Source organism: Rhodospirillales bacterium (assembly GCA_016710335.1).
Classification (GTDB): Bacteria; Pseudomonadota; Alphaproteobacteria; order Rhodospirillales; family Defluviicoccaceae; genus JADJXQ01.
Window position 1 is genome coordinate 235,164 of sequence record JADJXQ010000001.1, and the last position, 21,909, is coordinate 257,072.

21 protein-coding genes and 1 tRNA gene are annotated in these 21,909 nt (G+C 65.5%); 12 read left to right on the forward strand and 10 right to left on the reverse strand.

Features of this window, described 5'->3' with window-relative positions; genetic code table 11:
* Positions 1-23: 23 nt before the first annotated feature.
* The 7 genes from IPM60_01070 to IPM60_01100 all read right to left on the reverse strand — a co-directional run bounded on the left by IPM60_01070 (position 24) and on the right by IPM60_01100 (position 7,752).
* A complete protein-coding gene (locus IPM60_01070; GenBank protein ID MBK8906532.1) occupies positions 24-797 on the reverse strand; it encodes an SDR family oxidoreductase in 774 nt (257 codons plus the stop codon).
* Positions 798-868: 71 nt separating this feature from the next.
* A complete protein-coding gene (locus IPM60_01075) occupies positions 869-1,840 on the reverse strand; it encodes a calcium/sodium antiporter (GenBank protein MBK8906533.1) in 972 nt (323 codons plus the stop codon).
* Positions 1,841-1,845: 5 nt separating this feature from the next.
* Complete coding sequence (locus IPM60_01080) at positions 1,846-2,400, reverse strand: RNA pyrophosphohydrolase (protein ID MBK8906534.1); 555 nt, start codon at positions 2,398-2,400, stop codon at positions 1,846-1,848.
* Positions 2,397-3,407, reverse strand: a complete 1,011-nt coding sequence (locus IPM60_01085) for a divergent polysaccharide deacetylase family protein (GenBank protein ID MBK8906535.1) — start codon at positions 3,405-3,407, stop codon at positions 2,397-2,399. The genes IPM60_01080 and IPM60_01085 overlap by 4 nt, the downstream gene beginning before the upstream one ends.
* A gap of 91 nt (positions 3,408-3,498) precedes the next feature.
* Positions 3,499-4,854, reverse strand: a complete 1,356-nt coding sequence (locus IPM60_01090) for a S41 family peptidase (GenBank protein ID MBK8906536.1) — start codon at positions 4,852-4,854, stop codon at positions 3,499-3,501.
* Entirely contained in the window at positions 4,851-6,095 is a 1,245-nt protein-coding gene (locus tag IPM60_01095) for a peptidoglycan DD-metalloendopeptidase family protein (protein MBK8906537.1), read from the reverse strand. The genes IPM60_01090 and IPM60_01095 overlap by 4 nt, the downstream gene beginning before the upstream one ends.
* A 10-nt stretch (positions 6,096-6,105) precedes the next feature.
* On the reverse strand, positions 6,106-7,752 hold the full coding sequence (locus IPM60_01100) for a 2,3-bisphosphoglycerate-independent phosphoglycerate mutase (GenBank protein MBK8906538.1): 1,647 nt from the start codon (positions 7,750-7,752) through the stop codon (positions 6,106-6,108).
* 1,211 nt (positions 7,753-8,963) lie between these two features.
* Here IPM60_01100 and IPM60_01105 point away from each other — a divergent pair.
* The 3 genes from IPM60_01105 (at position 8,964) to IPM60_01115 (ending at position 12,286) form a co-directional block, all read left to right on the forward strand.
* Positions 8,964-9,039 (forward strand) — tRNA-Glu (locus IPM60_01105).
* Between the two features lie 461 nt (positions 9,040-9,500).
* The gene (locus IPM60_01110) at positions 9,501-10,577 is read left to right on the forward strand and encodes an alpha/beta hydrolase (protein ID MBK8906539.1); all 1,077 of its coding nucleotides are present in this window, start codon (positions 9,501-9,503) and stop codon (positions 10,575-10,577) included.
* A 251-nt stretch (positions 10,578-10,828) separates the two neighbouring features.
* A complete protein-coding gene (locus IPM60_01115; GenBank protein ID MBK8906540.1) occupies positions 10,829-12,286 on the forward strand; it encodes a sodium:proton antiporter in 1,458 nt (485 codons plus the stop codon).
* Between the two features lie 258 nt (positions 12,287-12,544).
* On the opposite strand, the gene IPM60_01120 is transcribed toward IPM60_01115, so the two are convergent.
* A complete protein-coding gene (locus IPM60_01120) occupies positions 12,545-13,363 on the reverse strand; it encodes a universal stress protein (protein ID MBK8906541.1) in 819 nt (272 codons plus the stop codon).
* A 139-nt stretch (positions 13,364-13,502) separates the two neighbouring features.
* Entirely contained in the window at positions 13,503-14,246 is a 744-nt protein-coding gene (locus tag IPM60_01125) for a proteasome-type protease (GenBank protein ID MBK8906542.1), read from the reverse strand.
* Positions 14,247-14,512: 266 nt separating this feature from the next.
* Here IPM60_01125 and IPM60_01130 point away from each other — a divergent pair, with 266 nt between their 5' ends.
* From IPM60_01130 to IPM60_01155, 6 genes are all read left to right on the forward strand, one after another.
* Complete coding sequence (locus IPM60_01130) at positions 14,513-14,725, forward strand: hypothetical protein (protein ID MBK8906543.1); 213 nt, start codon at positions 14,513-14,515, stop codon at positions 14,723-14,725.
* A gap of 31 nt (positions 14,726-14,756) precedes the next feature.
* Positions 14,757-15,740: a flippase-like domain-containing protein gene (locus IPM60_01135; GenBank protein ID MBK8906544.1), complete on the forward strand. Its 984-nt coding sequence runs from the start codon at positions 14,757-14,759 to the stop codon at positions 15,738-15,740.
* Between the two features lie 125 nt (positions 15,741-15,865).
* On the forward strand, positions 15,866-17,041 hold the full coding sequence (locus tag IPM60_01140; GenBank protein ID MBK8906545.1) for a PAS domain S-box protein: 1,176 nt from the start codon (positions 15,866-15,868) through the stop codon (positions 17,039-17,041).
* A 6-nt stretch (positions 17,042-17,047) separates the two neighbouring features.
* Positions 17,048-17,668, forward strand: a complete 621-nt coding sequence (locus tag IPM60_01145; GenBank protein MBK8906546.1) for a response regulator transcription factor — start codon at positions 17,048-17,050, stop codon at positions 17,666-17,668.
* Positions 17,669-17,811: 143 nt separating this feature from the next.
* Complete coding sequence (locus IPM60_01150) at positions 17,812-18,213, forward strand: response regulator (GenBank protein ID MBK8906547.1); 402 nt, start codon at positions 17,812-17,814, stop codon at positions 18,211-18,213.
* Between the two features lie 264 nt (positions 18,214-18,477).
* A complete protein-coding gene (locus tag IPM60_01155) occupies positions 18,478-18,798 on the forward strand; it encodes a hypothetical protein (GenBank protein ID MBK8906548.1) in 321 nt (106 codons plus the stop codon).
* Here the strand turns inward: IPM60_01155 and IPM60_01160 are convergent.
* On the reverse strand, positions 18,768-19,529 hold the full coding sequence (locus IPM60_01160) for a glycerophosphoryl diester phosphodiesterase (protein ID MBK8906549.1): 762 nt from the start codon (positions 19,527-19,529) through the stop codon (positions 18,768-18,770). The two genes, IPM60_01155 and IPM60_01160, sit on opposite strands and share 31 nt — an antisense overlap.
* A 77-nt stretch (positions 19,530-19,606) precedes the next feature.
* Between IPM60_01160 and IPM60_01165 the strand changes: the two genes are divergently transcribed.
* The 3 genes from IPM60_01165 (at position 19,607) to IPM60_01175 (ending at position 21,907) form a co-directional block, all read left to right on the forward strand.
* Complete coding sequence (locus IPM60_01165) at positions 19,607-19,915, forward strand: hypothetical protein (protein ID MBK8906550.1); 309 nt, start codon at positions 19,607-19,609, stop codon at positions 19,913-19,915.
* A gap of 11 nt (positions 19,916-19,926) precedes the next feature.
* A complete protein-coding gene (locus IPM60_01170) occupies positions 19,927-20,346 on the forward strand; it encodes a type II toxin-antitoxin system VapC family toxin (GenBank protein ID MBK8906551.1) in 420 nt (139 codons plus the stop codon).
* A gap of 64 nt (positions 20,347-20,410) precedes the next feature.
* Complete coding sequence (locus IPM60_01175; GenBank protein MBK8906552.1) at positions 20,411-21,907, forward strand: CoA-acylating methylmalonate-semialdehyde dehydrogenase; 1,497 nt, start codon at positions 20,411-20,413, stop codon at positions 21,905-21,907.
* Positions 21,908-21,909: the final 2 nt, after the last annotated feature.

The following is a 21,909-nucleotide window of genomic DNA, read 5'->3' on the forward strand; positions in this document are numbered from 1 at the left end:
GCCGTCCATCACTCGTTCGCCCATCATTCTTCAATAGCCTGGACAGCCGGCTGCGGCTGGCACCAGCCCAGGTGCTGGCCGCCGTCGACGCAGATCATCTGGCCCGTCATTGATGGTGCGTCAAGGATGAAGCGCACCGCGTCGGCGATTTCCTGCGGCTCGACTCGCTGCGCCAGGGGCATCATCGACCACTGCCGGGCGAACTGGGCGTCGCTCTGGCGCGGGCTCGGCATCGTCGGCCCCGGCCCCACGGCGTTGACGCGGATCCGCGGCGCCAGAGCCAGAGCCATCTGCCGGGTCAAGGCCCACAGGGCCACCTTGCTGACCGTGTACGACATGAAGTGCGGCGTCAGATTCCACACCCTCTGGTCCAGAATGTTGACGATCGCGGCATGCGCGCCTTCCGGCACCTGCGCTGCTACGGCCGCGCTTAGAACGAAGGGCGCCCGCGTGTTGACCTGCATGTGGCGATCCCACGACAAGCGGGTGACGCTATCCCAGTGGTCGTTTTCGAACACTGATGCGTTGTTGACCAGGCAGGTCACGGGGCCGAGCGCGCGCGCCGTACGGTCAACCAGGTCCGCCGTTTCATCCTCGTCAGCGAGGTCCGCCTGCACGACCGCTGCCCGCCGGCCGTCCGCTTGCAGGTCGGAGACCAAGCTCTCCGCCTCGCTCAGGGAGCGGTGGCAATGAACGGCGACCGCCCAGCCCCGTTGCGCAAGATCCAGCGCAATGACGCGGCCGATGCGTTTTGCGGCGCCGGTGACGAGGGCGGTTCCAAGGCTTGTTCCAGGCATGTCGGCACCATGGCGAAGCGGCGCGCCCAAATCAAGGCGTCAGCGCTTGAAGGCGCATCGGGCGGGGATCCTCATGGCGCCGACATCGTGTACGTGACGCCGACGTAGCATGCATATCCCGCGATGAAGACCAGGCCGCCGAAGCGGCCGAAGCGGAGGCCCAACAGTATCGGCAGAAACGCCGCGGTCGCCATCAGCATGATCCAGGCGTCGAACCGCACGATCTGGTCGTCCACAGCGATGGGAACCACCGCTGCAACCGTGCCGCCCACGAGCAGCACATTGAAAAAGTTGCTGCCCAGAATGTTGCCCACGGCGATGTCGGTGTGACCGCGGATCCCGGCGACCACGGAGGCGGCCAGTTCGGGAACCGAAGTGCCGACGGCGACCAAGGTCAGTCCGATGACCGCTTCCGAAACGCCGAAGGCCCGCGCGAGGCCCACCGCGCCCTCCACCAGGAGATCCGCACCGATCAGGACGCCAGCCAAACCGGCGATGGCCAACCCCCAATGCCGCCACGGCGTGGCTGCGCCACCTTCCTCCGCGTCCGCCATGTCCTGCACCTCTTGCTGGTAGGCGGCGGCCGCCACACCGGCAGCGCCTCGCCGTTGCCGTCGGATCGAGACGATCATGAACGCCGTGAACGTCAGCAACATGACGCCGCCCTGCCAGCGCCCTATGGCGCCGCTGGCGGCGAACGCCACGAACATGAGTGTGCCCAGGACGAGCGCCAGCACGTCCATCTTGTCGACGCCTGCGGGCAAGGCGACCGGACGGCACAGCGCAGTGAAGCCCATGATGAGCAGCACGTTGGCGATATTGCTGCCGACGATGTTGCCGGCGGCGATGCCGGGGGCGCCCGACAGGGACGCATCCAGACTGACGACCAGCTCCGGCATGGACGTGCCGAAGGCGACGACCGTCATGCCGATCATCAGCGTCGAGACGCCGTGGTGTCGGGCCACGCCCACGGATCCGCGCACCAGCCCCTCCGCTCCCACCAGCAGCAGGACGAAGCCGCCAATGAGCGCAGCGACCATCATGAAGTTCATGCGTCGGCCCCGGAGGATTCCGGCATTTTCTCGTGCATCTGGCGCAGCATGGCCGCCGTGTCGCGGAACTCATCGACCACGGCGGCGTAGAGGGACCTCTTGAACCAGACGGCCAAGTCCGGAAGATCCTCGTAGTCCGCCCAGCGCCACGCGTCGAACTCCGGCTTTCGGGTGGCGTTCACGTCGATGTCGCTGTCGATGCCAGTGAAACGAAGGGCAAACCATCGTTGCTCCTGGCCATGATACCGGCCGCCCCGAACGCGTCCGGCGAGATCGGGCGGCAACTCGTAACGCAGCCAAGCCGACGACTCGGCGAGATACTGCACTTTGTCGGTCCCGATTTCCTCCTGAACTTCGCGATAGAGGGCGTGGCGCGGCGTCTCGCCCTTGCGCATGCCGCCCTGGGGAAGCTGCCATGCCTCGCCGGGTGTATCGATCCGCCGTGCAACCAGCACCTGTCCGTCGCCGCGAAAGACGACGGCGCCGACCCCGCGCCGGTAGCGGAGCGGCCGGTCCGTGGCGCTCTTATCCGAAGTTCGGACGCCAGTCATGGAAACAGCTGGCGATCAGCCAGGGCCGACACCGGCGCGAGAGCGATGCCGCGTTCGGACAATCCCGACGCCCATGCAGCCAGACGGTCGACGATCACCGGATACGCCCGGCCGATGCCGAGTGCAACCGCCCGATCGCGTGCAACGGCCTCCAGTTCGGCCAGCGCTGCATCGATGGCGTCCGCTGACAATTGGTCATCCAGAATGACGTTGGCGACCGCCCACGGCGTGCCCACCTCCGGCGCGATGTACTTGACGAGGCTTTCGCCGGGCGGACCTGCACCGACGAACATCAGGCCGCGCTCGCCGATCGCCGACAACACCGGTCGCAGGCTGTCCTCCTCGGAGAGGATCGGCGAGTCGCCGCTGCCCACCACGCCCACATACCCGAATGTCCGGCTTAACACGTTTCCCAGCCGATCGCCGTTGTCTTCGGTCGACAACGATGCTTGCAAGGCCGCCGGTCCGGCGTCGCGGAACGGGAACTGCCCGGATGCCATCGGCAGAACCAGCATGATCTCGTGGCCGTCCGCGCGGGCGCGGCGTGTCAGCGCGGCGGCTTTCTGGGCGTAGGGGCTGAAGGCGAGGGTGATGGCGCTCGGCAACCGCTCTATCGCCTTGGCGGTGTTGGCTTCCGACAAGCCGAGCCCGGTGACCAGAACCGCCACTCGTGGCCGGTCGTTGCGTACGTCGAAGGGACGCGCGTAGGCGATCCACGGCTTGCGGCCGTTGTCGGAGATCTTCGGCAGCGGGCCGTGAGGTCCGTCCTCCGTCAGTTCCGGATCCGGTGCATCGAGCCATGGCGTGAGCACCACGGACGCGACCGGCGTCGAATCCGAACCCGTCCGAGTTCGGTTGCCGCCCTCCATCCTGACGGGAACATCGATCACCACCGAACCCGCCGGGCGATCCGCCAGCTCCGCGGAGAAAAACCACCACGCCCCGGCTCCCAACAGCAGCAGCACGAAGGCTGCGCCCGCCGGCCCCGGCACACTTCGCCCGATCATTTCCGCGCGTCCTCTACCCTGGACCAGCGCCACTACAGGCGAGTCCGGCCGCAGGAGCCGCCTGCTGCCGAACCGAACCTCGACCCGGAGGTCACTGAGCCGTCGCTGCCGTCGTTGCGACCTTGTCGGAGAACAGCGAGATGCCGCGAATGAGGTCGAGGGCGCGGATCAGCTGATAGTCCTGGCTGGGCTTGGGGGGGGCAGTCGTGTCCTTGTCGAGCTTCAGGACCTCGCTTTCGTCTGCGGCGGGAGTCTCGTCAGTTTTCTCGCCATTCGTCAGAGCACCCCGCAGATCCGCCTCCCGGCGTCCATTCGGCTGCTCCACCACCTCGATCCGAGCCTGTTCGACCATAATATCGGGCTCGATGCCGACCGCCTGAATGGACCGTCCGGAGGGTGTGTAGTAACGGGCGGTGGTCAACCGAATGGCGCCATATCCCGACAACGGAATGATGGTCTGCACCGAGCCTTTGCCGAAGGATTTGGTCCCAAGAACCACGGCGCGGCGATGGTCTTGCAGAGCGCCGGCGACGATCTCCGACGCCGACGCGGAGCCGCCGTTGATCAGCACAACTATCGGCAAGCCGTCGGCAATGTCTCCGTCGCGGGCGTAGTAGCGTTGCGCGTCTTCGGTCTTGCGCGCGCCCGTGGAGACCACTTCGCCCTTGTCGAGAAATGCATCGGTCACCGCCACGGCTTGGGACAACAGACCGCCCGGGTTGTTGCGCAAGTCCAGGACAATGCCCTGCAGCGGCTCCGGCGATTGCTTCCTCAGGTCGTCAAGCGCGGCGCGCAGCGATTCGTCGGCTTGCTCGCTGAACGAACTGATGCGGATATAGCCGACGTTGCCCTCCAGGCGCGACCGGACCGACCGGATCTTGATGATTGCGCGCGTTATCGTGACGTCAAACGGCTCGCGGCCCTCGCGGCGCACCGTAAGATCAACTGCGGTGCCGACCCGCCCGCGCATCTTTTCGACCGCATCCGCCAGGGTCAGCCCCATGACCGCTTCCCCATCAAGATGGGTGATGAGGTCGTTGGGTTCGAGGCCGGCGCGAAACGCCGGCGTATCGTCGATCGGCGAGACGACCTTCACCAGCCCGTTCTCCATCGTCACCTCGATCCCGAGACCGCCGAACTCGCCGCGCGTCTGCACCTGCATCTCGCGGTAGCTGTCGGCGTTGAGGTAACCTGAGTGGGGATCGAGAGACGTCAGCATGCCGCTGATCGCTGCCTCGATCAGTTCCTTGTCGGTCGCCGGTTCAACATAGTCGGCTCGGACCCGTTCAAAGACATCTCCGAACAGCTTCAAGAGCTGATAGGTTTCCGCTCCGTCGTCATCGGCATCGGCCGCCCGTGCAGGCGAGGCAAACACGCCGCCCGCCAGCGCGGGCGCGACGAGCAGAAACGCCGTCGTGATCCAGAGGACCAGTCTTCCAGCTCTCATCCGTTGGCCTTTCCAGTGACCTGCACAAACCATGGCAGGGGATTGACGGGTTGTCCGTCGCGTCGAAGCTCAATGTAGAGGCTCGGGCGCTGCTCGCCAACATCGCCCATGACACCGATGGGATCTGCGGCCGCAATTTCTTGATCCGGGACCAGGTCGATACGGTCGAACCCCGCCATCAGGCTATGATATCCGCCGCCATGGTCGATGATCAAGAGCAGGCCATAACCCCGAAACGGCCCGACAAATGCGACGCGGCCGGACGACGGCGCGACGACAGCCGCTCGTGGCGGCGTCTCGATGCGCACGCCCTTGCTGACCGTTCCCATGCCCGGCGCATCCCCATCCGCGACGTCGCCGAAGCCGACGACGATGCGTCCCGAAACCGGCGCCCCCGGCGCCCGATGCCAAGGGGTCAACGCCGCCATGTCGTCCCCCATATCGTCCCTCGCCGGGGCCCGTGATGCGGTGTGCTGGCTCGCCGGCGCGGCGGCGGTGAGACTGGTCAGCGCCACGGCGAGGTCTTGGGTTTCCGCGATCAGGCCGGGAACAGGACCGTCGTCCCCTTTCACTGTGTTTTGAAGCCTTTGGCCGGCCTCGGCCGTGTCGTCGATCAAAACGGCCAGCCGACCGCGCGCCGCGTGCAGCTCTTCCAGGGCGACCGACAAGCTGCGGCGTGCCGCCGCCGCCGCTTCCTGCGCTTCCGCGATTCGCTCGCTCTCGGCGCGCGCCGTCTCGGCGCGGCGCGCCAACTCGTCGACCACCGTGCTCAGAACGACGCCGCTCCGCACCACGTCGATGGGGCCATTGGAGCGGGCAAGGATCGCCAACGGCGGCACCCGCGCCACGCCTTGCAGGCCGAACAACACCTTTGCCGCCGTCTGGCGACGCTCCGCCGCGCCACGGAGCAGAACGGCCTGCCGCGCCGCCAGCGTATCGATCCGCGACTGCTGACCGGCGATCTCCTGCTCCTTGGCTCGGATGAAATCGGCCACGGTCAGCAACTCGACGCGGAGATCCTGCAACCGCGCCTCCATCACATCGCGGCGGAACGGCTCTTCATCCGCGGCCGCATTCGTCGTCGCGTCAGCTTGACCGTTCTCCGGCCGCTGCTCGACAGCCTCCGACTCGGACCCAACCGACGGCGCCGGCTCCTCGGCGGTCGCCGCGGCACCGGGCGCCGCGCCCGCCACGACCGCGAGCACAATCGCCAGGACGGGGCCACGCCATCGGTCGATCATCGGCGATCCGTCACCTGAACGTGAGGGTGCTGGCGTCCCACATCTCCGGCGCCTCGAAGCCGAGCAGGTTGACGATGCTGGCAGCGATGTTGCTGAGTCCGTAGTTATTGCCGTGCACCAGTTCGACCGCACCGTTGGTCTGGTTGTCGTAATAGATCAGCGGTACGGGATTGAGAGTATGCGCGGTTTTCGCCGCAAACGACCCGTCCGGATTCTTCTTCGGCTCCCCGGTCTTCTTGTCGATCTCGAGCATTTCGTCGGCATTGCCGTGATCGGCCGTGATCAAGGCGACGCCGCCCATCTTGTCGACGACCGGCAGCAGCCTGGACAGAGCCAGGTCCACCGCCTCCACCGCGATGATCGCGGCCTGGTAGTTGCCGGTGTGGCCGACCATGTCGCCGTTGGCGTAGTTGACGCGCAGGAAACGGTACTGGCCGGAGCGCAGGGCGCGGAGCAGTTCGTCGGTGACCTCTGCCGATTTCATCCAAGGCCGCTGCTCGAACGGGACGATGTCGGACGGCACCTCAACATAGTCCTCCAGTTCCTCGCTGAATTTGCCGCTGCGGTTGCCGTTCCAGAAATAGGTGACATGCCCGAACTTCTGGGTCTCGGCGATGGCGAACTGGCGCACCCCCTCCGCGCACAGGTACTCCCCGAGGGTGTCGGAGATGGCCGGCGGCGGCACCAAGTAGCGAGACGGGATGTGCAGGTCGCCGTCGTACTCCAGCATGCCGGCGAAGACCACCTTCGGCCGGCGCACCCGGTCGAACTTGTCGAAGCCGTCGTCCTCGAAGGCGCGAGAGATTTCGATCGCCCGGTCGCCCCGGAAATTGAAGAACACGACGCTGTCGTTGTCGTGGATGGCGCCGATCGGCTCCCCGTCGCGGACGATCACGAACGGCGGCAGGTCCTGGTCGATTACGCCCGGATGCTGTTCCCGCAGGTCCTTGATTGCCGCGGACGCCGACGCGAAGGTCGGACCGTCGCCGAGGACGTGGGTGTGCCAGCCCTTTTCGACCATCGCCCAGTTGGCCTCGTAGCGATCCATGGTGATGTTCATGCGCCCGCCGCCGCTGGCGATGGCGGCATCGAAGCCGTCGGAACGGAGATCCGCAAGGAAAGCTTCGAACGGCTCGACGTAATCGAGGGCGGAGGTTTCCGGAACGTCGCGCCCGTCGAGCAGGATGTGCACGCGCACCCGCTTCTGACCCTCCTTCTTGCAGCGGGCGATGAGCGCCTTCAGGTGGCTCATGTGGGAGTGCACGTTGCCGTCGGAAAACAACCCGATGAAGTGCACCGTGGACATGTTCGCCTTAGCGTTTCCGACGATGTCCTTCCATGCTTGCTTCTCGAACAGCACGCCGCTGGCGATGGCCTCGTTGACCAGCGATGCGCCCTGCTCGTACACGCGGCCGGCGCCGAGCGCGTTGTGGCCCACCTCGGAGTTGCCCATGTCCTCGTCACTCGGCATGCCGACGGCGGTGCCGTGCGCCTTCAGCGTGATGTGCTGGCAGGTCTTGTACAGGCGGTCGAGGGTCGGCGTTCGGGCTTCGGCAATGGCGTTTCCCACCTTCCGCTCGCTGATCCCCATGCCGTCCATCACCACCGTCAGCACCGGGCCCCTGATGCCGGCAAACGTCGGGTGCTTGTTCAACATTGCGCTACTCCCGGTTATCTGTGAGGTCGACAGGGGCGTTCGAACCTTGGTCCTGCCGCCTGTCATTGACGCTGCTTAATGCCGATGGCTACATGCCGATTGTTGGTGTTGCCGATCCCGCTTTGCCCACAGAGCGACCGGCCTGCCGCCGTGGGGCGAGTCGCTGCCCGTGCTGCAACCGCTGGCGCCTTCAGGTTTGACCGCTCCACCGATCGTCCGCTCTACCGCCCAAAGTTCAGCGTCGACGGACCCAATCATACGGAGGCGCACCCACATGCTGTCGCGGCTTTGGCAGTCGTGGCTTTGGCGTTCCTCGAACCGGTTCGCCTTTCGTCCGATTGCAGATCTCTCGCGTCAAGGTGCCGGTCGGCGCGGCGACTGCGAATGAAGCAGCCGTGAAGCGCACCCGCATAGTAACGCCTCCGTCGGTACGAGCCTAGGGCAAAAGATCGCCGGCGGCGGCACCCCGGCGGCGTGGCCGGCCGCCATTGCCTGGTGCGCCGCGGGGCCATCAACGTTGCGCGGGCGAGCACAGTGGGTGCGGCGGGGGGGGGGGGGACAAAGAAACACCGCGGCTTGAATGACAAGCCGCGGCCAGTTGGCGCGTTTCTTGTTATTATGGCGCCTGGCGATTTTTTATTGCGCCTCCCCGGGGTTCAGGGCCCTAAGTTCAGTCCGGTATAGACGTTGTCTTGGTCCCTCGTTTATCTCTCCTTCAACGACAAGCTTGCGACAGACACGAAGATGCAACCCGCGTGCCACCCCAAAAACCCGCGAAAATGCAATGGCCTACTGAGACGCTGCCTGCCATCGGGGCGAAACACGCATGTCGTGTGGATATTTGTGTAAATTTTTTTGACAGGGCCACCGCTGAAAAATCGCTCCCGACCGCCCGCCGGTCCTTAAGATATCCAGCAGTTACAGAATGTTGCTACCCATCGGTCGGAGTCAGGGCGGCTGTCAAGCGCACCTGACACCCGACATGCGGCGCCGCCGCCTGCGTGGATGAGGACAACCCAGGCGGGCGGTAGCGCGTGCTGACCGCGCCCGTCGCGGCCGCAGTTTTCATCCCCGTGCACGACGAGCCGCCGCAGTCCGGTGAGATTGGTGCGACTGGAAAATCTGTCGACACCCTCCCGCGGCCCCGGGCTTCCATGGCTCGAAAACCCTCTTGATCGCAGAGCGGCAATGGCGCAAAAGGGAGAAACGATGTCCCCTTCGTCTAGAGGCCTAGGACACCGCCCTCTCACGGCGGCAACAGGGGTTCGAATCCCCTAGGGGACGCCAACGGTGCGCAAGTGATACTGCGCACGATCTCAATGCCCAGCATGACCGCGCGACGGGTCATGTTGCGCGAAGTCGTTCGGCAGTGTCCCATGGACACATGCGGCACGGGCTTGGCGATCCACTCGGCGAGGGCGGCCGGATGCGGCAAGGGGCCAGTTCGGCGCCGAGCGTTGCCGTTCATTGCGAGGATGTGGCGTCGCGGGTCAACAACAGGCCAAGTGCATCCTCTGTGCGAACTCCACCCCTAACGTAAAGTCAACAAAGCCTTGGCGGGGCTCCAGCCGGGGGATACCGGAGCCGTATGGGAAGCTCGGCGTCGTGCCGCGTTTCCACCGACGAGCGCAGGATGGAAATCTCCCAAACAAGAACGGGAACTGCCGCGTCATCTCGGCGTTGACTGAAAGCATATCCGGCGCGCACGTGCCGAGTTGATGCATTCCTGCCGCCACCTGGAGTTCTTTATGACGCCGCCAGCTTATGCTTCCGACGAGAATGCCTGCGAACGAGAAATTTCCGCTCAAGGACGCAGGAAAAGAGCCGATTTGGCATCCGCCACCAAGGGCAAAGGGTTCAGGCGCGCAGCGGGCGTGGCCCTGGGCATTGCCGCCGCACTGGCGGCAACCGCCGTCGCCGTAAACCTGCAGTCGCGCAGGGCGGAGCGGCGTCATCCGCCGATCGGCCGCTTTGTCACCGTGAACGGCGTGCGGCTCCACTACATCGAAGCCGGCGACGGCCCACCTGTCGTGCTGTTCCATGGCAACGGCGTTTCGTTGGACGACATGCGCATCAGCATCTTCGACCGGCTTGCCGAGCGCCATCGCGTCATCGCGTTCGACCGGCCCGGGTTCGGGTACAGTGAGCGACCGCGACAGGTGGTCTGGGATCCTGAGGCGCAGGCCGCTTTATTTCGGGATGCCTTCCGTACCCTCGGGATCGAGCGCCCGGTGATCCTCGGACATTCCTGGGGCGGGCCGCTGGTCGTCACCTTTGCGCTGCTCTATCCCGAAGAGGTGCGCGCCGTTGTCGCAGCTTCCGGCTACTACTACCCGAACTGGCGCGCCGACAGCCCACTCGCCTGGTTGAACTACCTGCCCGTGATCGGCACGGTCATGCGCAACACCTTGACGCCCGTGCAGGGTGCGCTGATGGGCAAGCCGGGGTTCCGCGCCCTCTTCGCTCCGAATGAGGTCCCCGATCGTGTAATGGAGGACTTTCCGGCAAGCCTCGTCCTACGCCCCTCGCAGATCCGCGCCTCTTCCGAGGACGGCGCCACATTACGAGACTGGGCCAAGCGGATCAGCCCTCACTACGGCTTCATTCGCGTCCCCGTCATCATTGTCGCGGGCGCGGATGATCCGATCGTCGATGCCGAAGGCCATTCGGCGCGCTTGCACGCCGATATTCCCGACTCGGACCTGCTGATGGTGCCGGATACAGGCCATATGGTGCATCATGTTCACCCGGAGGCGGTGCTCCATGCGATCGACAGGGCCTTCCGCTCCGCTGACCGTCACTCGGCTCTCGGCGGGGTACGCTAGTCAGACGTAGACCAGCGCCGGCGACGCGTCCATGCCTTGATACAATGTCGTCGCCATAGCGTCCGCCGTCGGCAACCCTGTGATCCGCGCGTTTTCTTGCCGAGCCACCGCCCCTCCATTTGCACCCAAGCCGCGTTGCAGGTATTAATTTGTGCGTCGCAAAACGCGCCGGGCGCTAGCGACGTCGGTCGGGGCACGAAACCGCGGTCCGGCGACGCACCGAAAGCCGGCGCACGCTCGGGGGATACGGCATGAGGACCTACGGTATTGCGGGGGTGGCGGCGGCGATCACGTGGCTGGTGCCGCTGATGGCAATGGCGGCCGTCGGCGGTGGAGCCGTCGACGCTCATGGCGGCGGCGCACCGCATCTGGACGGTGCAGAACTCGGCCTATGGTGGGGGGTGCCATTCGCCGGCATCCTGCTCTCGATCGCCATTTTTCCGCTCGCCGCGCCGCACTTCTGGGAAGAGCATTTCGGCAAAGTCTCGGCGCTATGGATAGTGGCGACGCTGGTTCCGTTTTTTCTGGCTTTCGGCTGGCAACTGGCTCTTTACGAAGTTTTACACCTGACCCTTCTCGAATACTTGCCGTTCATAATTCTGCTGTTGGCACTATACACCGTCGCCGGCGGCATCCATTTCCGCGGCAGCTTCCGCGGCTCCCCGGCCTCCAACACTGCGTTCCTGGCGGCAGGCACCGCAATCGCCAGCTGGACCGGGACCACCGGCGCTTCCATGCTGCTGATCCGGCCGGTGATGCGCGCCAACGCCGAGCGTCGTTACAAAGTGCATGTCATCGTTTTCTTTATTTTCCTGGTCTCAAACATCGGTGGCGCGTTGACTCCTCTCGGCGATCCGCCGCTGTTCCTTGGCTTCCTCAAGGGCGTCGACTTCTTCTGGCCGACGGTGCACGTTTTCCTGCCGATGCTGGTGGTGGCCATCCCGCTGCTGGCCATTTTTTTCATCATGGACACGGTGCTGTACCGGCGCGAGACGCCGGCCGCGCAGATGGCGAGGCCCGGCGAGCCGGCCAAGGTCGGCATCAGCGGCTGGGCCAACGTAGCGCTGCTCGGCGGGGTCGTCGCCGCCGTGCTGCTGAGCGGCACTTGGAAGCCGGGGGTGACGTTCAACATCTATCATGTGTTGGTAGAGCTGCAGAATGTGGTGCGCGACGTGCTGCTGCTGCTCATCACCTGGGTCTCATGGCGCTATACCGACCGCGCTCACCGCAGGGCCAATGCCTTCAACTGGCATCCGATCCTGGAAGTCGCCAAGTTGTTCGCAGGCATTTTCGTCACCATCATGCCGGTTATCGCCATTCTCAAGGCGGGCCAGCTGGGCGCTCTGCAACCTGTCCTGTCGCTGGTCACCACGGAAACCGGAGAGCCGGTGAATGCAATGTACTTCTGGGTGACGGGGATCCTTTCCAGCTTCCTCGACAACGCGCCGACATACCTTGTGTTCTTCAACGCCGCCGGCGGCGACGCCGAGGTGCTGATGGGGCCGATGGCGCAAACATTGCTGGCGATCTCCGCCGGCGCCGTGTTCATGGGCGCCAACAGCTACATCGGCAACGCCCCCAACTTCATGGTCAAGGCGATCGCCGAATCATCCGGGATTCGCATGCCGAGCTTCATCGGCTATCTCGGTTGGTCGACCGTGATCCTGCTGCCGCTGTTCGCGGTGGTGACCTTCATATTCTTCATGTGAGGTGCGCCGTCAATGCGAGTGCAGTGGTGCATTCAATGAATACACCACTGCACGCAACCTCTTGACTTTCGTGCACACCAGGGCCCATCGACTGAATCATTCGAATGGGTCTGTGCACCAGGAGTTAGAGCCGACGCGGCCATCCTGAAACGGCGACTTCGCCTACCGGATCGCCATGCGTGGTTTGCGATCATGCTCGCAAACACGTCGAAAGAGACGCGCTGCGTTAGGGCGGGAACGGGGACTGAGTCCCTCGCCTCAGTGGCGGAGGAGCAGCGGAATCGAGGTTTCACGCAGCACGTGGTCGGTGGCACCGCCAAGGATCATCGCGCGCAAGCTGGTGCGCCCGGTCGCACCCATGACGATGAGGTCGCAGTCGCAGTCTCTGGCAGCATTCAGAATGGCCTCGCCGCCGGCGCCTCCGGTCGTGCCATAGATCTCCGCCTGGACGTCGTGCCGCTTCAGATAAGCGACGAGTTCGCTGCCGGGCGGATCGACCCGCTCGTCGTGGGCATCCGCGAGGATGAAGGTCGAGTGCGCGTCGCACAGGAATGGAAGAGAATTGCGTACCGCACTGATCGCCTCCTTGGAGTTCTTCCAGGCGATCAGGATGCGCTGCCCGACCGGCACCGCTTGCCAGCCGTCCGGGACGAGGAGGGTTACGCAGCTGGCCGCCATGACCAGGTAGTCCGATACTTCCAGGCTGATCGTCGCGTCGCCGTGGGTGAGCGGCGCCTGACCGAAGATCAACAAGTCCGCCAGGTTGGCATAATGCGCAATAATTTCATCGACGGCGCCCTGTTCCACATGCCATTCCCAGGACGGCAGGCCGGCGCACGCCTCTTGCGTTTCCAGCTTCATGGCCTCGATGCGCTGCTTAGCCGCCCCCGCGATCTCGTCGAGGTAGGCCAGCGACATGGCGCGGCCGATCATGCCCGCCGGATAATCCGGCCGCTCCCCGACGCAGACCACATTGAGGTGTGCATCGAAGCGTTTCGCGAGATCGATGCCCATCTGCAGACGCGTATGGCGGAGAGCGTCGCTACTTTGACCGACGACAATGCACTTGATCGCCATGATGACCTGCTCCCCCGCTGATGAGACCGCCGTGAGCGAGTGTGTTGACGCTGCCGGCTGCAAGCGAAGCTACCGTTGCGCCCGCGGAGAATCAATATCGCGCTTCGATACCGCTTCCCCACTCGGCGCCCGACGCCGATCAGCCGGTCTCCATGTTCCATTGCGGATCGGGCGCCTCTGCAAACACCCGCCGGAGCCCCTCGCCCCAATGCCGGCGCAGGCCGACAAAGTAGGCGTCGTCGTTCTGAATGCGCTGGCGGGTCTCGATGCAATAGCCGTCGGCGCGAACCACCACCAGATCGATGGGCGGCCCGACCGAGATGTTCGCCCGGATCGTCGAATCGAATGAGACCAGCGCACATTTGGCGGTTTCCATCACGGTCATTGCGGGATTGAGCACCCGCTCCAGGATCGGCTTGCCGTACTTGGTCTCGCCAAGCTGGAAGTACGGAGTCTCCTCGCTGACCTCGATGAAGTTGCCGACCGCGTATAGCATGAACAGGCGGTGGCGCTCGCCACGGATCTGCCCACCGACGATCAATGTTGCGACGAAGTCGCTGCCGTGAGCCTTGAAGTAGTTGGCATCGCGGTCGAACACGGTGCGGAGGCAGTTGCCGACGATGCGGGCTACGTCGAACATCGACTCGACCATCATGATGTTGCGCTGCCCGTCGTCGAACGCGAGGCCGCGGTCCACCATGTCGATGACTTCCTGGGTGACGGCAAGGTTGCCGGCGGTCAGCACCACGATGACCCGCTCCCCCGGTTCGTCGAACACGAACAGCTTGCGGAACGTCGCAACGCTGTCGACGCCCGCATTCGTCCGCGTATCCGCGGCGAACACCAGACCCTCCGCAACCTTGATGCCGAGACAATAACTCACCGCCTAGAACTCCCGCTCGTCGTCATCGCGTTCCCCTCCTCCACCGGTTCCCGATGGTTCGATGCCGATGGATGAGTTTCATCCGTCGGTTCGATCGGGCCACCAGATCACAAACCCGGTTCCACATCAGCGTGTCAACCGTGTCTACGCTGTACTCCGGCGTTGTTCTCTCCGGATCATACGCCGCTGTGGGAAAAAGTGCTGTAAGCTCCTGCGCAATCGGCGGGCATCGCCAACAGCGACCACATAGCAGCGGGGAGAAGGAGATGGTTCCTGGCGTTCACTTGGTGGTCGGGGCGACCGATGTGACGGTCGACCGCGCGACCCATCCGGGCGACAAGCTGGGCGTTCGTCTGCTGAACGACTCGGGTACGAAGCGAATCGACGTGCCGGCCAAGGCCGGCGAAACCGAGCGGTTGCGGCGGGAGATTGCCGACAAAGGCACCCCGGATTTGCGGACAGATAACGGGATCGGATGAACCGTCGGGAGCCCTGCGCGGCGGCGCTGCGATGACGCGGAAAGGGTGGGTTTGGGCGGCGCTGGGTGGCGGCGCAGCGGTGTTTTGCGGGTTGATCGCGCGCGAAGGCGCCGGCGAAGTCCTTGCTGCGTTTGTCGCAGTCGGGTGGGGCATTGCGGCCGTCGCCGCCTGGCAGGTTGGGATCGTCGCCGTCAACGCGGTCGGCTGGGCGGTGCTGATACCACGGGCGATGCGGCCGTCGCCAGTCATTGTGCTTTGGATGAGGTGGCTTGCCGCTTCGGTCAACCAGATGCTGCCGGTCGCGCAGGTCGGCGGCGAAATGCTCCGCGCGCGCCTGCTCACGCGGAGCGGCGTGCCGGGCGCCATCGCCGGCGCCGGCGTCATCGCCGACATGACCGCGGGACTGGCGACGCAAGGGGTGTTCGCGGGCTTCGGCGTCGCCCTGTTGCTTTTGAACGGCGACGGGACCGGGGGGCTGCCGGTCGCCGCCAGCCTCGGCGCATTGGCTGCGCTGCTCGCGCTGTTCTACTGGGCGCAACGCGGCGGCGGGTTTGAGCGTTTCGCCCATCACGTGGAGCGCTTCGCGGGTCCTCGCGATCTCACCCGCCTCACGGGCGGCGCAGCGGCCCTCGATGCCGCGCTTCGCGACATCTATGGACGGCCGGCCGGGTTTCTGACCTGTTGCCTGTGGCGGCTGACCGCTTGGGGCCTGTTCGCCATGGAGACATGGCTGGTGTTGTGGTTCCTGGACCACCCGGTGGCTCTCGGCGACGCCATCGCCATCGAAGGCCTGGCGCAGGTGGTGCGCACCGTCGGGTTCATTGTCCCCGGCGCTCTCGGCGTGCAGGAGGCCGGTTATCTGGCCTTGGGTGCCCTCGTCGGCGTGCCGCCCGAAACGGCGCTGGCGCTGTCCCTGGTCAAGCGGGCACGGGATGTGATCCTGGGCGTGCCTGGTCTGGCCGCGTGGCAGATCCACGAACTGCTGCGCCTGCGACGCGCCGGCCCGGTCGGCTGAAAATGCCTACGACGGCCCACGGCGTGCGGTCGCCTGCAGACACCGAACCCAGGGGCTGATACGATGCTGAAAATAACAATCGTCTGGGTGAACAACGCCCTTTTTCGAGGCGACGTCCTGGTGCAATGAACACGAATATCGGTGTGGCGCCGGCTGCGGGGCAGTCCGGGTGGACCAGCAGCGGCTTCATGATGGCGCCGATCCTGGACGTCATCGGAGCCCTGGTCGTCGCCCTCGACACCGAGGGCCGCATCGTGCTGTTCAACAGGGCTTGCGAGACTCTGACCGGCTACAGCTTCGAAGAGGTCAGGGACCAGCCGTTCTTCGATCTCTTCCTGCCGCCGGAGGAGGTCGAGCAGGTACGAGCGGTGTTCGCGGCGCTGGTCGCAGGCGACTATCCCAACAGCCACACCAACCGTTGGTGCACGAGATCCGGCGAAACGCGTCTGATCACCTGGACCAACACCGCGATCATCGGGTCCGGCGGGGCCGTGGACTACGTAATCGGCACCGGCATCGACATGTCTCAGCGCACAGCCGCCGAGCAGAAGGTCCAGGACCTACGCGATCAGCTTCTTCGGGTCACGCGATTGAGCGAGCTCGGCCAGATGGTCTCCGCGCTCGCCCACGAGGTCAACCAGCCGCTGGCGGCGGTCATGAACTACGTTCAGGCCGGCAGGCGACTGCTGCAGACGCGCCCGGATGAGACCCGCGAGCACGTTCTCGCCTTGATGGACAAGGCGGTCGGGCAGGTGGAGCGGGCCAGCGCGATCATCCGCGGGCTGCGGAACTTCGCGGCGAAGAGCAATACACGGCGCCACCCGGAGGAGATCGACGCGGTTGTCGAAGAAGCGAGCCGTCTGGCCCTGATCGGCGCCTCTGCTCTCGGTGTTCGCAGCACGTTGCGGCTGGAGGCTGGGCCCTTGCTGGTCGTCATGGACAAGGTGCAGGTTCAGCAGGTGATCTTGAACCTGATCAGGAACGCCGTGGAAGCGATGGCGGAGGTTCGGCGCCGGGACCTCGTCATCGAGAGCGTTTGCGTCGGCGACATGGTCGAAGTGGCGGTGCACGACAGCGGGCCCGGCTTCGCAAACTCGGTGACCGAGCGCTTGTTCGAGCCGTTCGTCACGACCAAGCCCGACGGTATCGGCATTGGGCTGCCGCTGTCCCAGACGATTATCGACGCCCACGGCGGCCGGCTGAGGGTCGAGCGCAATGCCCTCGGGGGCGCCACGCTCCGGTTCACGCTGCCGCTGGCGACGCCACGGCCGGAGCCGGAGCCTGCGCCGGAAGGCGGGTAGCGCCCGATGACGCGGGTGGTGGACTTGGCGGCGACCATTTTCATCGTGGATGACGACGAAGCCGATCGATGCTCCCTTGCGGCGCTCATAGAGTCCCATGGGTTTCAGTCACGATCGTACGCCTCGGCGACGGCATTCCTGGACGACCGCGTTGCGTCGCAGCGCGGGTGCCTGTTGGTGGACGTGCAAATGCCGGAGATGGGAGGGCTCTTGCTGCAGCGGAGGATGCGGGAGGCCGGCATGTCCATGCCGGTGATCGTGATGACTGCGTTCGGGGATGTTCCGACGGCCGTGCAGGCGATGAAGGACGGCGCCGTCGACTTCATCGAGAAGCCGTTCCGCGAAGAGGCTCTGCTCGCTGCCGTTCAGGCCGCTCTCGACCGGGACCGCATGACGGCGGAGCATGCCGCACGGATCGCCGACGTCAGAGTCCGCCGGGAACGTCTGACGCCACGGGAACGACAGGTGCTCGACGGCCTGACCCGCGGCCGCCAAAACAAGGAGATCGCCTACGATCTCGGAATAAGCCCGCGGACGGTCGAGATCCATCGCGCGCGGGTTATGGAGAAGATGGAGGTCCACAATCTGCCGCAGCTCATTCGCTTGACGCTGGCGGCGGGGCCCTGAGGACACGACGGCTGATCGACGCTTTCGCCCGACGTCGACGACGTCGTTACGTACATCACCGTATTCTAGGGCAGTTCGCTTCAGGCTATGGTTCCGATCGACAGCGCCCCGGCAGCCCCGGGGCGAATGATTTTGTGTGCACCATGGACATGAGTTTGCGGAAAAAACGCGTTTACGTGGTCGACAACGACGAAGCGGTGCGGGATTCGTTGAAGGCGTTGCTCGAGGTCGCCGGTTTCGATCCGAGCCTGTTTGCCTCGGGCGAAGACTTCCTGGATGCGGTCGATCTCCTTAGCGACGGCTGCGTTCTTCTCGACATCCACCTGCCGAAGCGGGACGGCTTCGAGGTGCTGAAGGACCTGAGCGCCCGCGGTCGTGCGCTGCCGGTGGTTCTTATCACCGCTCATGCTCGTCTGGCGGAGCGGGCGCGCTCAACCCCCGTCGATGTCGTCGCCGTATTAGAGAAGCCCATTGATGACCGGGCGTTGCTGCCGGTCATAGAACGGGCGCTAGAGGCCGACGAGCGGTCATCGCCTGCCACATAGATCGCAATCGAAATGGGGCCAATTGCTCTTTGCGCCGGCACTTTGATGTGGACGGCGAACCGCACTTTATACGTACAACTCCGCATTCACGCATCTCCGGGCTTTGCTATCCTTGTAGGGCATGGTGCCGCGCGGGTCGCGAGGGCTTCAGCAGACCAACCGGAACACGATCCGCGGCCGATATCGGCTGCGCAATAACAAGCGCTTTGAGGGACGTCGGCGCGACAGGGCAAGTCGTGCTGAACTTATTGGGAAGGCAACGCGATGAAGCGGACCACAGTTGTTCATGACCCGGCGCTCGCCGCCGCCGAGCGCGCCGCTATGGCGGAGGCTGCGTTTCTCGCCATCCCGGCAAATGTCGCCAAGGGCTGGATGCAGACGGATTTCATTGCGGCGGAAGAGGAATGGGAGGCGGCTGACGAACGCTTCGCCGACGCCGTTCCGCGCACGGCTGCCGGGGCAATGGCCAAGCTGAAGGCGGTGGAGGGCATGCTGCGGGCGGCGCGGGTCGACGAGGACAGCCTGGAGATGCGCCACGTCCAGTCCCTGTTGTGCTACTTGGAAACCGACGATCCGAAAGCCTGAGTCGCGCGCGGCAACAACTCCTTCGGATCGTCAGTAAAGACGGACTGGACGCCCCATCCAGCTAGTTTCTCCGCTGAACCCCGCCGGTTGACGGTGTAGCAGCGAAGCGGCACGCCTGCGGCGACGACAGCCGCAGCTTGACTGCGGCGAAGGCGCCGGGCGCCGCAATGCAGCGCGCCGCAGCCCAGGTCGTGCAAGCGCTGCCGCCAATCCTCAGGCACGTCGTTCACCAGCAGTGCCAGTTCGGCCTCGGGGTCGGCAGTGCGCGCGGCCGTCAGTGCATCCGCCTGGAAGCTGGAAATCAGCGGGGGCGGCAGCTCCGGCGGCCAATCCCTGTTTATCACTTCCATGGTCGTCACTACCGTTTCGACGACACGCGCCACGTCCGGCTTGATCTCGATGTTCGCGCCGAGGCGCAAGCGGCCGAGGGTCCCCATCGCTGCTTCGAGGGTCGGAACAGGTTCGCCGCGAAACGCCGGCCCGAACCAGCCGCCGGCATCGAGAGTCAGCAGATCCTCCAGGTCCTGGTCGGCCACCGGGCCCGAGCCATTGGTGGTCCTGTTCAGGTCGTCGTCGTGGAACAGGACGGGAAATCCGTCGCGGCTGAGGCGCACGTCGAACTCCACCCAACGGGCGCCGAGAGCGGCGGCGGCGCGGATCGACGCCAGCGTGTTCTCCGGCGCCCACGCCGCGGCGCCGCGATGGCCGATGACGAATGGCAGAGTTGCCATGGCTTGTCCTCGCCTGTGTTGCCGGTTATATTCCCGGTCTTGTTCGTTAGCAACGCTCATCCGGGGGCGGTCATCCGATGGAGTCATCTCGACATAAGGCGGTCCGTGCCCATCGCAGTCGACGGAAAGCCCTCGGCGTGGTTCGAGTGGAAGTCCAGGCGCCGGAGAGTGACGTGCCGCTGATCCGCTCGCTCGCGGCGGCGCTGCGGGACGACCCGGTCATCGCTGGTCGGGTCCGGGCGCAAGTGCGGAACGCGCTGCAACCGCCGCAACAGATCAATCTGCTCGAGATGTTGTCTTGCGAGTTGCCCGACGACGTGCCCGACGACGTGGTCGACGAGGCGCTCGAACGGCCGCGCGATCTCGGCCGGGACATCCGCCTGTGACGGACCCGCCAGTGGCGTACCTGTTGGACACCAGCGTGCTTTCGGAACTGCGAAAGGGGGCACGCTGCCAGCCCCATGTCGCACGATGGGCTTCGACCGCGGCCCCCGGTATCTTCCACACCAGCGTGCTCGTCATCGGCGAGATCCGCCGCGGGATCGAGCGGGTCCGACGCAAGGACAGTCGACAGGCGACGGTCTTTGAAACCTGGCTGGAGCAGGTGCAAACCGCCTTCGCGGACCGCATCCATGGCGTCGATGAGCGCATCGCAGAGGAATGGGGCCGAATGAGCGTGCCGGATCCGCTTCCCGTAATCGACGGACTGCTGGCGGCGACCGCGAAGGTGCATGGGCTGACGCTCGCCACGCGCGATGTCGCCGACGTGGCACGCACCGGCGTGCCGGCGATCGATCCCTTCAGCGCTCAGAGGTAGCCCCCTTGACGGCGGCGGCCAAGTTCCGGAGGCTGCGCGTTGCACAGGATCGAGAGCGGACACCATGCCCGAGACTTTCCACCACTTTGTCGGCGGCCGCCACGTCGCCGGAAGCAGCGGCCGCTTCGGCGACGTGTTCAACCCGGCGACCGGTGAGGTGCAGGCTCGCCTTCCGCTGGCGTCCGCGGACGACGTGACCGCCGCCGTAGCGGTCGCAGAGGCGGCGTTTCCGGCGTGGGCGGCGACGCCGCCGCTCGCCCGCGCCCGCGTCCTCTTCCGCTTCAAGGCGCTGATCGAGAGCCACGCGGACGAACTGGTGGCGCTGATTGTCGCCGAGCACGGCAAGGTCCGGGGCGACGCCCTCGGCTCGCTGACCCGCGGGCTCGAGGTGGTGGAGTTCGCCTGCGGCATCCCGCACTTGCTGAAGGGCGAGTTTTCGGAAGACGTCAGCTCCGGCATCGACTCGTGGTCGCTCCGCCAGCCGCTCGGCGTCTGCGCCGGGATCACTCCCTTCAACTTCCCCGCCATGGTGCCCATGTGGATGTTCCCGCTGGCCATCGCCTGCGGCAACACCTTCGTTCTCAAGCCGTCCGAGAAGGTGCCGTCCTGCTCCCTGCGCCTGGCGGAACTGTTCCACGAGGCGGGACTGCCGGCAGGCGTATTGAACGTCATCGGCGGCGACCGCGAGGCGGTGGATGCGCTGCTGACCGACCCACGCATCCAGGCCATCAGCTTCGTCGGCTCGGAGCCGGTGGCGCGCCACGTCTACGCGGTCGGCTCGGCCCACGGCAAGCGCGTTCAGGCCCTGTCCGGGGCCAAGAACCACATGGTGGTGATGCCGGACGCCGACATGGATCAGGCGGTCGACGCCCTGATGGGAGCGGCGTACGGTTCGGCCGGCGAGCGCTGCATGGCGGTATCGGTGGCGGTCACCGTCGGCACCGCCGGAGACGCGCTCCGCGATGCCCTGGCGCCGCGGGTGCGGGCGCTGAAAGTGGCGCCGGGCACCGACCCGGAGGCCGAGATGGGGCCCCTGATCAGCAGGGAGCACCGGGACAAGGTCGCCGGCTATGTCGACCTGGGCGTCGACGAAGGGGCGGAACTGGTGGTGGACGGTCGCGGCCTTCGCCTCCAGGGCTATGAGGACGGGTTTTTCTTCGGCGGCTGCCTGTTCGACCGCGTCGAAACCGCCATGCGCATCTACCGGGAGGAGATCTTCGGCCCGGTCCTCTGCATGGTCCGCGCCGACGACTTCGAGCAGGCGGTCGGCATCACCAACGGCCACCCGTTCGGCAACGGCGCCGCCATCTTCACCCGCGACGGCGACGCCGCCCGCGCCTTCGCCAGCCGCGTCCAGGCCGGGATGGTCGGCGTCAACGTCGCCATTCCGGTGCCGATGGCGTTCCACAGCTTCGGCGGCTGGAAGGCGTCCCGCTTCGGCGACCTCTGCGTCCACGGTCCGGACGGAGTGCGCTTCTATACCCGGCTCAAGACGGTGACCTCGCGCTGGCCCTCCGGCATCGCTGCCGGCGCCCAGTTCGTCATGCCGACCTTGGGGTGAGC

What these genes read in the sequence shown, in the direction of transcription:
- IPM60_01070 (MBK8906532.1), bottom strand. Translation starts at nt 797, where the DNA reads ATGCCTGGAACAAGCCTTGGAACCGCCCTCGTCACCGGCGCCGCAAAA.
- IPM60_01075 (MBK8906533.1), bottom strand. Translation starts at nt 1,840, where the DNA reads ATGATGGTCGCTGCGCTCATTGGCGGCTTCGTCCTGCTGCTGGTGGGA.
- IPM60_01080 (MBK8906534.1), bottom strand. Translation starts at nt 2,400, where the DNA reads ATGACTGGCGTCCGAACTTCGGATAAGAGCGCCACGGACCGGCCGCTC.
- IPM60_01085 (MBK8906535.1), bottom strand. Translation starts at nt 3,407, where the DNA reads ATGATCGGGCGAAGTGTGCCGGGGCCGGCGGGCGCAGCCTTCGTGCTG.
- IPM60_01090 (MBK8906536.1), bottom strand. Translation starts at nt 4,854, where the DNA reads ATGAGAGCTGGAAGACTGGTCCTCTGGATCACGACGGCGTTTCTGCTC.
- IPM60_01095 (MBK8906537.1), bottom strand. Translation starts at nt 6,095, where the DNA reads ATGATCGACCGATGGCGTGGCCCCGTCCTGGCGATTGTGCTCGCGGTC.
- IPM60_01100 (MBK8906538.1), bottom strand. Translation starts at nt 7,752, where the DNA reads ATGTTGAACAAGCACCCGACGTTTGCCGGCATCAGGGGCCCGGTGCTG.
- IPM60_01110 (MBK8906539.1), top strand. Translation starts at nt 9,501, where the DNA reads ATGACGCCGCCAGCTTATGCTTCCGACGAGAATGCCTGCGAACGAGAA.
- IPM60_01115 (MBK8906540.1), top strand. Translation starts at nt 10,829, where the DNA reads ATGAGGACCTACGGTATTGCGGGGGTGGCGGCGGCGATCACGTGGCTG.
- IPM60_01120 (MBK8906541.1), bottom strand. Translation starts at nt 13,363, where the DNA reads ATGGCGATCAAGTGCATTGTCGTCGGTCAAAGTAGCGACGCTCTCCGC.
- IPM60_01130 (MBK8906543.1), top strand. Translation starts at nt 14,513, where the DNA reads ATGGTTCCTGGCGTTCACTTGGTGGTCGGGGCGACCGATGTGACGGTC.
- IPM60_01135 (MBK8906544.1), top strand. Translation starts at nt 14,757, where the DNA reads ATGACGCGGAAAGGGTGGGTTTGGGCGGCGCTGGGTGGCGGCGCAGCG.
- IPM60_01140 (MBK8906545.1), top strand. Translation starts at nt 15,866, where the DNA reads ATGAACACGAATATCGGTGTGGCGCCGGCTGCGGGGCAGTCCGGGTGG.
- IPM60_01145 (MBK8906546.1), top strand. Translation starts at nt 17,048, where the DNA reads ATGACGCGGGTGGTGGACTTGGCGGCGACCATTTTCATCGTGGATGAC.
- IPM60_01150 (MBK8906547.1), top strand. Translation starts at nt 17,812, where the DNA reads ATGGACATGAGTTTGCGGAAAAAACGCGTTTACGTGGTCGACAACGAC.
- IPM60_01155 (MBK8906548.1), top strand. Translation starts at nt 18,478, where the DNA reads ATGAAGCGGACCACAGTTGTTCATGACCCGGCGCTCGCCGCCGCCGAG.
- IPM60_01160 (MBK8906549.1), bottom strand. Translation starts at nt 19,529, where the DNA reads ATGGCAACTCTGCCATTCGTCATCGGCCATCGCGGCGCCGCGGCGTGG.
- IPM60_01165 (MBK8906550.1), top strand. Translation starts at nt 19,607, where the DNA reads ATGGAGTCATCTCGACATAAGGCGGTCCGTGCCCATCGCAGTCGACGG.
- IPM60_01175 (MBK8906552.1), top strand. Translation starts at nt 20,411, where the DNA reads ATGCCCGAGACTTTCCACCACTTTGTCGGCGGCCGCCACGTCGCCGGA.